We start from the raw sequence: 13,358 nt of genomic DNA on the forward strand, positions 1-13,358 counted from the left end.
TGGCCGGCTTCCCGGGAGATTGTCTTGCTAATGCCTTCTGTCTTTCCTGCCCGCACTGGACGACTTGCACGCTGGCGACGCCTGGCGGGCTTCACGCTGATCGAGCTGATGGTGGTGCTGGTGATCATCGGCGTGCTGGCCGCCCTGATCGTGCCCAATGTGCTGGACCGCGCTGACGATGCACGGGTGACCGCCGCAAGAACCGATGTGAGCAACCTGATGCAGGCACTCAAGATGTATCGCCTGGACAACCAGCGCTATCCGACGGCAGAGCAGGGCTTGCGCGCTCTGGTGGCCAAACCGGCCACCAATCCCGTGCCCCCCAACTGGCGGCCCTATCTGGACAAGCTGCCCTCGGACCCCTGGAATCAGCCCTATCAGTACATCAATCCGGGGGTGCACGGGGAAGTGGACGTGCTGTCCTTTGGTGCCGACGGCAAGGCCGGTGGTGAAGGCCGGGATTCGGACATCGGCAGCTGGCAATAAGCGCGGGGACGGGGCAGATGCCAAGGCCCTCACGTCGGTGGAGCAGATCCGGTGGGTTCACCTTGCTGGAGTTGCTGGTGGTCGTGGCGCTCATCGCACTGGCCACCACGGGGGTCAGCTTCGCCCTGCGGGACAGCCAGGCCTCTGTGCTGGAGCGTGAGGCAGCCCGTTTGCTGGCCATGCTGGAAACCGGCCGGGCGCAGTCAAGAACGACGGGGGCCACTGTCCGGTGGACACCCGATGCCAAAGGCTTTGTCTTTGACGGCGTGAGCACTCGCGGCGTGTCGACCGAATCGCTGGCAGGTCCCCGCCCCTGGCTCGATCCGGCCATCGAGGTTCAGGTGATGGAGCCCGCGGGCGAACGCAGCCTGGTGCTGGGTCCTGAACCGCTGCTGCCACGTCAGTCGTTCGTGCTGCGCCTGGGGGCTCATCAGCTGCGCCTGGGCACGGACGGACTGGCTCCCTTCGCACTGCAGACCGGTGGAGAGCCTTGATGCCCGCACGCCAGGCAAGCCGCCGCCCGAGGGGCTTCACGCTGATCGAGATCCTCGTGGCATTGTCGATCGTGGCCGTCGCGCTGACCGCCGGCGTACAGGCCAGCGGCGCGCTGATGCGGGGTACCGAGCGGCAGGGCGAAGTGTGGCTGGCCCAGATCTGTGCCGAAAACGCGCTCGGCGCGCTCCGGCTCCAGCGGCAGCTGCCCGCCACCGGCGAGAGCTCGTCACCGTGTGAGCAAGGCGGACGTCAGTTCGCTGTGACGGTATCGGTACAGCCCACCCCCAACCCGAACTTCAGGCGCATCGACGCGCGTGTGGCCTCTGGCGACGGACGACAGGTGGTCAGCGTGGCCACCGTCCAGGGGCGGTTCTGATGAATGCCGCACGCCATCACCGCCCCCCCGGAGGGTTCACGCTGATCGAGGTGCTGGTGGCGGTGGCCATCCTGGCGGTGCTGGCGCTCATGAGCTGGCGCGGCATCGACGGCATGGTCCGCACCCAGACGCTGACGCGCACCCACGCGGATGCCCTGCTGAGCAGCCAGGCGGCCCTGGAGCAATGGGTGACCGACCTGAATGCCCTGCAGGAAACTGGTGAGCTCAACGCCCTGGAATTCGATGGGCAGGTGCTGCGCATGACCCGGACGGCGCCCCCGGACGCCACAGGCACCAGCACGGGCGTTCAGGTGGTGGCCTGGGCCCGACTGACCGCGGCGCCTGGGGCCAATGGGCCCCAGTGGATGCGGTGGCAATCGGCCGCGTTGAACCAGCGTGCGGACCTGGCACGCGCCTGGCAGCGCGCGGCGCAGTGGGGTCGTGGCTCACCCGTGACCGATCCGGACCCACGCGACACGTCCGTGAGACTGATGGGACTGGACAACTGGCAACTGTTCTACCACCGGGGAGAAACGTGGACCAATCCCCAGTCGTCCACGGGCAATGAAACGCCGGGAACGGTGGTGTCCTCGGACGGCCAGATCCCCAACGGAGTGCGACTGGTGATCGAACCGGCGCCAGGTCAGGCCCTGTCGGGCCGGATCGTGCGGGACTGGGTCCGTCCATCACTGGGAGCGGGTCGATGACCCCCAGCGGCGCGACTCCCCCGCGCTGGCGCCAGCAAGGCGCCGCGCTGCTGCTGGCCATGCTGACTGTGACGCTGGTGGCCACGCTGGCGGCGGCCGCTGCCTGGCAGCAGTGGCGATCGATCGAAATCGAAATGGCGGAGCGCCAGCGCAGCCAGGCCTCGTGGATCCTGACGGGCGCGCTGGACTGGTCGCGACTGATCCTGCGCGAAGATGCCCGAGGCAATCGCAACAGCGGCAACGCCGACCACCTGGCGGAGCCCTGGGCCATGCCGCTGGAAGAATCGCGGCTGTCCACGTTTCTGGCGGCCGACCGCAACAACAACGCTGACGACGTGATGGAGGCCTTCCTGTCCGGCCGGATCATGGACCTGCAGGGGCGCCTGAATTTTCGCAACCTGCTGGCCGCCGCAGGCAGTGGCAAGGCGCCCACCCTGTCGCCTTCCGACATGGCTGCCTTCCGGCGACTGTACGCCAGCCTGAACCTGCCTGTGGAGGAACTGGAAGCTGCGGTGCAGTTGCTGCTGGCCAGCATGCGCCAGGCCGAGGAAGACGCCAAGCCCTCGCCGTCACCCCTCATGCCTCAGAGATTTGAACAGTTGTCCTGGCTGGGCATCAGCCCGGAAAGCCTGCGTGTACTGACGCCTCACGTGACCCTGTTGCCCGCCAACACCCGCGTCAACCTGAACACCGCCAGTGCCGAAGTGCTGGCCGCGACCCTGGAGGGGGTGGAAACCGGCCTGGCGCGCCAGCTGGTCGCGCAGCGGGAGGCCACCCCGTTCACCAGCCTGGATGATGTGCGCAGGTATTTGCCCGAGAGCTTGCAGGAGGCGGTCAACAGTGAACGCCACGACGTGCGCAGCCAGTACTTCGAGATTCACGGACGCCTGCGGCTGGGCGATACGGTGATCGAGGAGAAGTCCGTGGTCGTCCGCAGCGGCCTGCAGGTCAGCGTTCGCTGGCGTCAACGCAGCTCCCGGCTGGACCGGCCTCCTGGCCGTATATCCGGGCAGGCGCGTCAGTGAAGGCCCCATACTCCTGTAACACCTTCCGGTTCCATCCGCTCTCTAGAATGGCGTCCATGCGGCAACCGGTCCTCCTCACTCCCCATCCCATTCCGTGCTGATCCTCAGTCCCTCCCTGACCTCGAATGTCGCATCCGACGCCCCTTTCGACTGGGTGCAGTCGGCCAGCGGGCAGGCAGCCAACGAACACGGTCAGACCCAGGCCTCGCTCCTGCCGCGGGATACCGAGGTGGTTCTCGTCATTCCGCCGTTGGCCATGTCCTGGCACCGGGTCAACCTGCCCAAGGTGCCGGTCAAGCGCCTGCGTGCGGTGCTGGACGGCCTGCTGGAAGAAAAGGTCCTGCAAGACATCAACGAGCTCCATCTGGCGCTGGAGCCGGGCAGCCGGCCCGGCCAGACGGCCTGGGTGTGTGCCTGCGACCGGCAATGGCTGCGATCCCTCCTGGAGCGGCTGGAGTCCGCGCAGCGACCTGTCAGCCGCATGGTTCCGGCGGTCTGGCCGGGACGGGCGGGCGAAGGAGATGCCACGCACCTGGCGTTCCAAGCCGCTGGCACCCCCTGGCTGGCCTCGTCCACGCCCGATGGTGTCTCGCTCCTGCCCCTGGAGAACCCTGTTGGCGCCCAGGCTTTGACGGGCCCCGGGCAGGAAGCAGGGACCCCTGGTGATCGGGATCGACCAGGCGCCACCTGGCTGGCGGATCCTTCGGTGATCGCTCTGGCCGAGGACCGGCTGGGGCAGCGGTTTGCGCCCCTGTCCTTGTCAGAACACCTCCTGCGCTGTGCGGCCAGTCCCTGGAATCTGGCCCAGTTTGATCTGAGCCTGTCATCGGGTGCCCGGATGGGGCAGCGCTGGCGGCAGCACTGGCGTGCCTTCTTCAATGCGCCACAGTGGCGCCCGACCCGATGGGGGCTGGCTGTGCTGGTGCTGGCCTGCCTGGGCGGGCTCAACACCGCCGCGTGGATGGAACGCCGGGCGCTGGCCAGCAAGGCCGCCGCCATTGAGCAAACCCTGCGGGCGAGCTTTCCGCAGGTCGCGGTGGTGTTGGATGCCCCCGTCCAGATGCAACAGGAACTGCGTCGACTGCGCAGCGCCAGTGGCGCTTTGGGTCCGCAGGACATGGAGGCCCTGCTGGCTGCGGTGGGTCGCAGCCTGCCTGCCACAGCGCCCCCACCCACCCGCATGACCTACGACGGACGGGCACTGGTGCTCGAAGGTTGGGATGGATCGGCAGACACCCTGGAGTCCGTTCGCGCTGCACTGGCTTCGCAAGGACTGGATGCCCGTGTGGACGCGCAGGCACTGCGTGTGGAAGCGGTCAAGGATTGAGTCGGCATGAGCCAGAATGAACAACGTCCGGGCGTGACTGACGCCATTCGTGCGCGCTGGAGCGCGCTGGCCCCTCGCGAGCAGTTGATGGTGGCCGTCGCCCTCTGGACAGTGTCGCTCGGGTTGATCTGGGCTCTGGGTCTGTCCCCCGCCTGGAAAGCACTCCGTGAAGCCCCCGCGAAACACGAGAAGCTGGATGGACAACTCAGCCGCATGCAGGCCCTGGCCGCACAGGCGCAGGCCATCGAGCAGGAGCGCAGTGGCAGCGCCCCCGACCGCAACACGACCACACGCCTGCTGCAGGATTCAGTCCAGGGCTTGGGCAGCGGCGCCCAGCTGAGCCTCTCGGGATCCCAGGCCGTGATCCGCATGGAGGGCGTTGCGCCGCAGGTGTTGGCCCGCAGCCTGGACCAGTGGCGCCGGGTGGCGCGTGTGGTGCCGACAGGCGCTGACCTCCGGTGGCAAGGGAGTGGCTGGAGCGGGACCGTGACACTGGCTGGTCCGGGTCTGGGAGAGTGACGATGAGCGCTCGCCTCTCCCAAAGCCTGCGGCGTTGGTCCATGGGTGCTGCCCTGGCCGGTGCGCTGGCGGCCACCCTGCTGTTCCTGCCCGCGCGATGGCTGGCCGGGCCCGTGGCGTCGATGACCCGGTCTCATGTACAGCTGGTCAATGCCAGCGGCACGCTCTGGAACGGACGTGCGGACGTGGTGCTCAGCGGAGGTGAGGACAGTCGGACCCGTGCCTCGCTGCCCGGTGGCATCTCATGGCGGCTGCGTCCTGGACTGAGTCCTCTGGCCAGCCTGAGTCTCACCGCCAGCTGCTGCACGGCCGAGCCGCTTCAGCTGGAGTTTCGACTGGGTTGGGGCCTGAGGGAGCTGCGCTGGAAGGCCGGATCCCTGCGCTGGCCCACGGAGTTGCTGGCTGGACTGGGTACCCCCTGGAACACCCTGGGCCTGGAAGGACGCATGGACATCGAGACACCCGGATTGTCGGTGGCGCTGGCCCGGGGACGCCTGGTGGTGGATGGCCAGGTGACGGTTCGGGCCCAGGATCTTTCATCGCGCATGGCCACGCTGCGACCACTGGGCAGCTACCAGATCGACGTTCGCTCAGGAGAGGATGGCGGCGCCACCGAGATTGGCCTGTCGACACTGCGCGGTGACCTGCAGATCCAGGGCACCGGCCAGTGGGTGGGAGGACGGTTGCGCTTTCGGGGCGAGGCCTGGGCATCACCCAACCGTGAAGCCGCACTGGCCAACCTGCTCAACATCATCGGTCGACGCCAAGGCTCGCGCTCGATCATCAACCTGGGCTGACCGGGACCGTCGCACCAGGACAAGGGATAGGATCAAAGCATGGACAAGTTTGACAAACAGAACACGGCAGCACGCCGAGCGCGTGATCACGGCATTCGCTGGCGGGTGTCTGTCCTGGCGCTGATGCTGGCGGGCATGACAGGCCTGACCAACGCACAGACACCCGCACGCAAGGCGACCGAGCCGGTCACGTTGAACTTTGTCAATGCCGACATCGAGGCGGTGGCCCGGACCATGGCCACCCTGACCGGCCGCAACGTGGTGGTGGACCCCAGGGTCAAGGGCGTGGTCAGCATTTCCACCGACCGCCCGGTGCCGCCTGACGCTGCGCTCAACCAGTTTGCAGCGGCCTTGCGCCTGCAGGGTTTCACCCTGGTCGACACCAACGGTCTTTACAAGATCGTGCCCGAGGCGGATGCCAAGCTGCAAGGCAATGTGGTGAGCGCCGGTGAGGGGGTGACGCGGGCCCAGTCCAACCAGATCGTCACGCAGATCTTCCGGCTGAACCACGAGGCGGCCAACAACCTGGTGCCGGTGCTGCGGCCCCTGATCGGACCGAACAACACCATCAATGTCAACCCGGGCAACAACTCGCTGGTCATCACCGACTACGCCGACAACCTGCAGCGCATCGGGCGCATCGTCGCCGCGCTCGATGTGGCGGGTGCCACCGATGTGGACATCGTGCCGCTGGAGCATGCGCTGGCGGTGGACATCGTGCCGATCGTGACCCGTCTGGCCGAGGGCGGAACCGCGGCGGGTGTCCCTGCGGCCGGGCAAGCGGCCGACACCTCTTACCGCACGTCGATCATCGCCGAGCCGCGCAGCAACAGCGTGATCATCCGCGCAGCCAACCCGGCACGACTGGCGCTGGTGCGATCGTTGATCACGCGGCTCGACAGGCCGAGCTCAGACCGGGCCGCGGGCAACATCCACGTGGTCTACCTGAAGAACGCCGACGCCACGGCGCTGGCCACCACGCTGCGCGCGGCCATGGCCGGTGAAGGCAGTGCCAGTACCAGTGCCGCCACCACGGCGAGTACCCCGACAAGGGGTTCGGTCAACACCAGCGCTGCCGCAGGGGCTGCTGCCGGCTCGTCGGACCGCGCGAACGCGGCCGTGGCCCAGAGCGGACAACCATCAACCGGCGGCCAGATCCAGGCCGACCCGGCCACCAATGCCCTGATCATCACCGCACCCGAGCCGCAGTACCGGCAACTGCGCGCGGTGATCGACCAACTCGACTCGCGGCGTGCGCAGGTGTATGTGGAGAGCCTGATTGCCGAGGTAAATGCCGACAAGGCAGCCGAATTCGGCATCCAGTGGCAGGGCCCGCTGGGCAACTTTGGCGACAACACCGTTGGCATCCTGGGTACCAACTTCGGCACCGGTGGCAACAACATCCTGACCAACACACTGCCGATTGCCCAGGGTGACTACACCGGGATCACCGCCCCGGGCACTGGCATCAACCTGGGCGTGGCGCAGCGCCGCGGCGGCGTGTACGTGCTGGGTTTCCTGGCCCGTTTCCTGCAGCAGAACGGCGAAGGCAACATCCTCTCGACTCCCAACCTGCTGACCCTGGACAACGAGGAAGCCAAAATCGTGATCGGCCAGAACGTGCCTTTCGTGACCGGTCAGTACACCAACAACAACAGCAACAATGGCGCGGTCAACCCGTTCCAGACGATCGAGCGCAAGGACGTGGGTCTGACGCTTCGAGTCAAGCCGCAGATCAGCGAGAACGGCACCATCAAGATGACCATCTTCCAGGAGGTCAGCAGTGTGCAGCCGTCATCGGTGAATTCGACCACCGGTCTGATCACCAACAAGCGGACGATCGAATCGACCGTCCTGGTCGATGACGGTGCCATCGTGGTGCTGGGTGGCCTGCTGCAGGACGAATACGCCGGCAATCAGGAGAAGGTGCCCGGCCTGGGCGACGTGCCGCTGTTCGGCAACCTGTTCAAGAGCGAAAACCGCAGCCGCAAGAAAACCAACCTGATGGTGTTCCTGCGCCCGGTGGTGCTGCGCGATGCGCGGGACACCGCCAACCTGTCGCTGGACCGGTACGAGCTCATGCGCGGCGTACAGCAGCGGGCACAGCCGGATGGCAACCGCCTGGTGCCGGTCAACGAAGCGCCCGTGATGCCGGATTCGACGACGCTGCCGCAGAAGCCGGCGAACACGCCGCAGCGCTGACCATGGCACGACATCCCCTGCCCTACGCATTTGCGCGCGAGCACCTGTGGTTGCTGGAAGATGACGGCCAGCAGCTGACGCTGACCGGCTGTTCGACCCCGGCCGCTTCGTCCGACGAACAGCAGCGCCGGCTCTCGGCCCTGACCGAGATCCAGCGCCGGCATGCCGTGCAGCAGGTGCACTGGCTGCCGGCCGACGAGCTGGCGCAGCGCATCAGCGCCGCCTATTCACAGGACGAATCGAGCGCTGCCGCGGTGGTCAGCGAGGTGCAAAGCGACGCAGACCTGACGCGCATGATGCAGGAGCTGCCGGCGATCGAGGACCTGCTGGAAACCTCGGATGACGCCCCGATCATCCGCATGCTCAATGCGCTGCTGACCCAGGCGGCGCGCGATGGTGCCAGCGATATTCACATCGAACCGTACGAGCGGCATTCGAGTGTGCGTTTCCGGGTCGACGGTACCTTGCGCGAGGTGGTGCAGCCCAACCGGGCGCTGCACGCCGCGCTGATCTCGCGCCTGAAGATCATGGCCGAGCTGGACATCTCGGAAAAGCGCCTGCCCCAGGATGGCCGCATCAGCTTGCGCATCGGCACGCGGGCGGTGGACGTGCGGGTCTCGACCCTGCCCAGCGCCCATGGTGAGCGCGCCGTGCTGCGCCTGCTGGACAAGAGCGAAAGCCGTCTGACGCTGGAGGCGGTGGGGATGCAGGGGGATGTGCTCAGCCGCTTCGAGGGGCTGATCGCGCAGCCGCACGGCATCATTCTGGTGACGGGTCCCACCGGGTCGGGCAAGACCACCACGCTGTATGCGGCCCTGCAGCGGCTGGATGCGGGATCGCTCAACATCATGACGGTCGAGGACCCGATCGAATATGAGCTGCCGGGCATCGGCCAGACGCAGGTCAATGCGAAGATCGAGCTGACCTTTGCCAAGGCCCTGCGCGCCATCCTGCGCCAGGACCCGGATGTGATCATGATCGGTGAGATCCGCGACTACGAGACGGCCCAGATTGCGATCCAGGCCTCCCTCACAGGTCACCTGGTGCTGGCCACCCTGCACACCAACGACGCAGCCAGTGCCGTCACGCGCCTGACCGACATGGGCGTGGAGCCCTTTCTGCTGTCGAGCTCCTTGCTGGGGGTCCTGGCACAGCGGCTGGTCAGGCGCCTTTGCCCGCACTGCCGACGCCAGGACGGGGAAGGCCGCTGGCATCCCGTGGGTTGTGCACACTGCAACCAGACCGGCTACCGGGGCCGGACCGGCATCTACGAATTGTTGGTGGCCGACGAGCAGATCCGTGCACTGGTCCACAACCGGGCAGCCGAAGCCGAGATCGCGGCCACCGCGCTTGCCGCAGGCACCCGGCTCATGCGTGCCGACGGGCAACGACTGATCGACGAAGGCATCACCTCCCTGGCCGAAGTCATGAGCGTGACGAGAGACTGACCCGTCAGGAACCGACCATGCCCGCCTACGCCTTCGAAGCCCTGGACGCGCAGGGTGCCTCGCACAAAGGGGTGATTGACGCCGATTCGGCCAAGGCTGCGCGCAGCCTGCTGCGCACGCGTGCGCTGATCCCCTTGTCGGTGGAGCCTGCCACGACCGGCGCCGGAACCCAGGCCCGTGCGGGCTGGAACCTGACCCTTTGGGGTGGCCGTGTCTTCAACGCCACCTTGCTGGCGGTGTGGACCCGCCAGCTGGCCGGGCTGGTGGCCGCCGGTCTGCCTCTGGAGCGGGCCCTCGCGGCCCTGGCCGAGGAAGCCGAGAAGCCAGACCAGAGGGCGCTGGTGGCCTCGCTGCGGTCGGAGGTCAACGCGGGCTCGGCGTTCGCGCGCGCGCTGGCCCAGCATCCGCGCGAATTCTCTGCCACCTATGTGGCCGTCATCGCAGCGGGCGAACAAAGCGGCCAGCTCGGCAGGGTGCTGGAGCGGCTGGCCGACGACCTGGAGGCCCGCGAGAACCTGCGCAACAAGCTGATCGCCGCCTCGCTGTACCCGGCCATCGTCAGTGCGATCGCGGTCATCATCGTGGTGTTTCTGGTCACCTATGTGGTGCCACAGGTGGCCAGCGTTTTCTCGGGCAGTCAGCGTGCGCTGCCGCTGCTGACGGTGATCATGATGGGCATCAGCGATGGGGTACGCGCCCATGGCTGGTTGATGCTGGGGGCTTTGGTGCTGCTGACTGGTGGCGTGATCTTTGCGAGGCGCCAACCTGACCTGAGGCTGCGCATGGACGCCGCCTGGCTGCGACTGCCGCTGGCGGGTCGCCTCGCCCGCGGCTACAACGCGGCCCGGTTCTGCGGCACGCTCGCCATGCTGGCGTCATCGGGTGTTCCGATCCTCAAGGCCCTGCAGACCGCGGCCGAAACGCTGTCCAACCAGGCCATGCGGGCAGACGCCCTCGACGCGCTGGTGCTGGTGCGCGAGGGTGCACCGCTGGCCTCGGCCATCGGCAGCAAGAAGCGCTTTCCGCCACTGGTCGCCATGTTCGCGCGGCTGGGCGAACAGACGGGCCAGCTGCCCACCATGCTGCAGCGTGCCGCCGAGCAGCTATCGGCCGAAGTGCAGCGAAGGGCCATGCATCTGGCCACGGTGCTGGAGCCCTTGCTGATCGTGGCCATGGGCGTGGTCGTCATGCTGATCGTGCTGGCGGTGCTTTTGCCCATCATGCAGCTCAATCAACTCGTCACCTGATCCACACAGGACATCACCCATGGCGGTCAATCTGAACGGGCAACTGGTCGTCGCCATCTCATCCCGGGCGCTGTTCGACTTCGAGGAAGAGAACCGGGTGTTCGAGACCGGCAACGACCAGGACTACATGAAATTGCAACTGGACCGGCTGGAGTTGCCCGCACCACCCGGTGTGGCCTTCTCGCTGGTGCGCAAGCTGCTGGCCTTCAACGATGCGCTGGCGCGCAGGGTGGAGGTGGTAATCCTCTCGCGCAACGACCCGGTCTCCGGGATGCGGGTGTTCCGCTCGGCCCAGCATTACGGACTGCCGATCGAGCGCGGGGCGTTCACCCGGGGTCAGTCCCCGTGGCGTTATCTCAGGCCCCTGCAGGCCAACCTGTTCCTGTCGGCCCACCTGTCGGACGTGCGCGCCGCGCTGGATGCCGGTGTGCCGGCCGCCCAGGTGTACCCGCACTCGGCGCGAGCCACCGATGCGCACCCGCACGAGGTGCGCATTGCCTTTGACGGAGACGCGGTGCTGTTCTCTGACGAGGCCGAGCGGGTCTATCAGGCCGAGGGGCTCAACGCCTTCCAGGCCCATGAAGCCAGCAAGGCAGCGCTGCCCCTGCCGGGAGGCCCGTTCAAGCCGCTGCTGGAGGCCTTGCACCGCCTGCAGACCGAGGGCACGAGCCAGATGCGCGTGCGCACGGCCCTGGTCACCGCGCGCAGCGCCCCGGCGCATGAGCGGGCCATCCGCACGCTGATGGACTGGGGCATTGCGGTGGATGAGGCCATGTTTCTCGGGGGCCTGCCCAAGGGTCCGTTCCTGCGCGAGTTCGAACCCGATTTCTTCTTTGACGACCAGACAGGCCACATTGAGTCGGCTGCCGAACACGTGCCAGCCGGCCATGTGGCAGCGGGCATTTCCAACCGCTGAGGTTCTGCCATGACGCTGATCGAGAAGTTCCGCAGCTTTGGCCAGTTTGCGCGCAAGGTGGGGCACCTGGCCCTGCCGTACTTCAACTCGCAGGAGAAATGGAAAGCACGGGGCCTGCTGGCCGCCATCGTGGTCCTGAACCTGGCGGCGGTGTACATGCTGGTGCTGATCAACGAGTGGAACCGCGTGTTCTACGACGCCCTGCAAAACAAGGACGCACCGGTGTTCTGGCGCGAACTGGGACGGTTCACCTGGCTGGCCTTCGGCTTCATCGTCATTGCAGTCTACCGGTTCTACCTGACCCAGTTGCTGGAGATGCGCTGGCGGGCCTGGATGACCGGCCACTACCTGGACCGCTGGCTGGCCGACAAGGCCTTCTACCGGATGGAGATCACCCGCTTCGCCCGGGAAGGCGACGCGCCGCCGGACAACCCGGACCAGCGGATTGCCGAGGACATGAACCTGTTCACGAGCTATTCGGTCAGCCTGTCCATGGGACTGCTCAACGCGCTGGTGACCCTGGTGAGTTTTGTCGGCATCCTCTGGTCGCTATCGGGCAGTTTTGCCTTCGACTGGAACGGCCAGACCATTGCGATCCCGGGCTTCATGGTCTGGATGGCTGTGGTCTATTGCGTACTGGGCAGCGTGGCCACCCACTACATCGGTCGCCCGCTGATCGCCCTGAACTACGAACAGCAGCGTCGTGAGGCCGATTTCCGCCACCACCTGGTGCGGGTGCGTGAGTACAGCGAGTCCATCGCACTGGACCGAGGGGAACCGGTGGAACGCCAGCAGACCGGTCTTCGGTTTTCCGAGGTGCTGGCAAACTACCTGCGCCTGATCCGCGCGCAAAAGCGCCTGACCTGGTTCACCACCGGCTTCGGACAAGCCGCCGTGGTCTTCCCCTTCATCGTGGCGGCACCTCGATTCTTCAGCGGAGCCATCCAGCTCGGCGAGCTGATGCAGATTGCCTCGGCGTTCGGTCGGGTGCAGGATTCGCTGTCCTGGTTCGTGGACAACTACGACCGGCTGGCCAGCTGGCGCGCCACCACCGACCGGATCACGGGCTTCGAAGCCAGCTTTGCCCGCATTGCCGATGAGGGCGGGCAGGCGCATCAGGAGCGATCGACCCGCGCAGAAGGGCAATGGCACACCAGCCCGCTGCAGGTCTCGCTGCCCACCGGAACACCCCTGATGGCCACCGACGCCTTGACGGTCGCACCGGGTGACCGGATTCTGCTCAGAGGCCCTTCGGGCAGCGGCAAGTCAACCCTGTTGCGGGTGCTGTCGGGCATCTGGCCTTGGGCGCGTGGGCAGGTGCAAGCGCCGGCCGGTGATGACGACGATGTCATGTTTCTGCCCCAGCGGCCGTACTTTCCGAATGGCCCGCTGCGAGATGCACTGGCCTATCCCATGCCCGCCAACCGGTTCAGTGACGCACAGCTGAGAGAGGCCCTGAGCGACGCCCTGCTGCCCCACCTGGGCGATGAGCTGGACCGGGCCGACGCCTGGGGACAGAAACTCTCCGGTGGCGAACAGCAGCGTCTGGCCATCGCCCGGGTGCTGCTCAAGAGGCCGCGCTGGTTGTTCGTGGATGAGGCCACGAGCGCGCTGGACGAGACGGCCGAACGCGTCCTGTACAGCCGCATGCAGTCCATGGTGAGCGAGCGCGGTGGCGCGCTGGTGTCCATTGCCCATCGGCCCAGCGTGGCAGATTTCCACCGCAGCGCATGGGTCATGGAGCCCGAGTCGGGATTTCTGGCGGGGGGTGACCGGCCGGCCTGGCGGGTACGACCCCAGACCTGAATCAGCG

Annotated in this window: 13 protein-coding genes; all 13 read left to right on the top strand. The window is 66.8% G+C overall.

What is annotated here, in order from left to right; translation table 11 throughout:
* The first annotated feature begins 30 nt into the window (after positions 1 to 30).
* Entirely contained in the window at positions 31 to 486 is a 456-nt protein-coding gene (gspG, locus tag ACFQNJ_RS09790) for a type II secretion system major pseudopilin GspG (RefSeq protein ID WP_374640173.1), read from the top strand.
* A gap of 17 nt (positions 487 to 503) precedes the next feature.
* Complete coding sequence (locus ACFQNJ_RS09795; RefSeq protein WP_382256575.1) at positions 504 to 980, top strand: prepilin-type N-terminal cleavage/methylation domain-containing protein; 477 nt, start codon at positions 504 to 506, stop codon at positions 978 to 980.
* Positions 980 to 1,357 (top strand): type II secretion system minor pseudopilin GspI, encoded by a 378-nt coding sequence (gspI, locus tag ACFQNJ_RS09800; protein WP_382256577.1) that lies wholly within the window; start codon positions 980 to 982, stop codon positions 1,355 to 1,357. Before ACFQNJ_RS09795 ends, gspI begins: the two co-directional genes overlap by 1 nt.
* The gene (locus tag ACFQNJ_RS09805) at positions 1,357 to 2,064 is read left to right on the top strand and encodes a PulJ/GspJ family protein (protein ID WP_382256579.1); all 708 of its coding nucleotides are present in this window, start codon (positions 1,357 to 1,359) and stop codon (positions 2,062 to 2,064) included. Before gspI ends, ACFQNJ_RS09805 begins: the two co-directional genes overlap by 1 nt.
* Positions 2,061 to 3,089 carry a type II secretion system minor pseudopilin GspK gene (gene gspK, locus ACFQNJ_RS09810; protein ID WP_382256582.1) on the top strand — a complete coding sequence of 343 codons (1,029 nt, stop codon included), beginning with the start codon at positions 2,061 to 2,063 and terminating at the stop codon, positions 3,087 to 3,089. Before ACFQNJ_RS09805 ends, gspK begins: the two co-directional genes overlap by 4 nt.
* A gap of 94 nt (positions 3,090 to 3,183) precedes the next feature.
* Positions 3,184 to 4,416, top strand: coding sequence for a type II secretion system protein GspL (gene gspL / locus ACFQNJ_RS09815; RefSeq protein WP_382256585.1), 1,233 nt, complete (start codon positions 3,184 to 3,186; stop codon positions 4,414 to 4,416).
* A gap of 6 nt (positions 4,417 to 4,422) precedes the next feature.
* A complete protein-coding gene (gene gspM, locus ACFQNJ_RS09820) occupies positions 4,423 to 4,935 on the top strand; it encodes a type II secretion system protein GspM (protein WP_382256587.1) in 513 nt (170 codons plus the stop codon).
* Between the two features lie 2 nt (positions 4,936 to 4,937).
* A complete protein-coding gene (gspN, locus tag ACFQNJ_RS09825) occupies positions 4,938 to 5,732 on the top strand; it encodes a type II secretion system protein N (RefSeq protein ID WP_382256590.1) in 795 nt (264 codons plus the stop codon).
* A 123-nt stretch (positions 5,733 to 5,855) separates the two neighbouring features.
* A complete protein-coding gene (gene gspD, locus ACFQNJ_RS09830) occupies positions 5,856 to 7,934 on the top strand; it encodes a type II secretion system secretin GspD (RefSeq protein WP_382256677.1) in 2,079 nt (692 codons plus the stop codon).
* A gap of 2 nt (positions 7,935 to 7,936) precedes the next feature.
* Positions 7,937 to 9,382, top strand: coding sequence for a type II secretion system ATPase GspE (gspE, locus tag ACFQNJ_RS09835; protein ID WP_382256593.1), 1,446 nt, complete (start codon positions 7,937 to 7,939; stop codon positions 9,380 to 9,382).
* Between the two features lie 17 nt (positions 9,383 to 9,399).
* Positions 9,400 to 10,629 carry a type II secretion system inner membrane protein GspF gene (gene gspF / locus ACFQNJ_RS09840; protein ID WP_382256596.1) on the top strand — a complete coding sequence of 410 codons (1,230 nt, stop codon included), beginning with the start codon at positions 9,400 to 9,402 and terminating at the stop codon, positions 10,627 to 10,629.
* Positions 10,630 to 10,648: 19 nt separating this feature from the next.
* Positions 10,649 to 11,545: a 5'-nucleotidase gene (locus ACFQNJ_RS09845; protein ID WP_374640035.1), complete on the top strand. Its 897-nt coding sequence runs from the start codon at positions 10,649 to 10,651 to the stop codon at positions 11,543 to 11,545.
* A gap of 9 nt (positions 11,546 to 11,554) precedes the next feature.
* Complete coding sequence (locus tag ACFQNJ_RS09850) at positions 11,555 to 13,351, top strand: ABC transporter ATP-binding protein/permease (RefSeq protein WP_382256598.1); 1,797 nt, start codon at positions 11,555 to 11,557, stop codon at positions 13,349 to 13,351.
* The last annotated feature ends 7 nt before the right edge of the window (positions 13,352 to 13,358 follow it).

This window comes from Hydrogenophaga bisanensis (assembly GCF_042665135.1).
GTDB lineage: Bacteria > Pseudomonadota > Gammaproteobacteria > Burkholderiales > Burkholderiaceae_C > Hydrogenophaga > Hydrogenophaga bisanensis.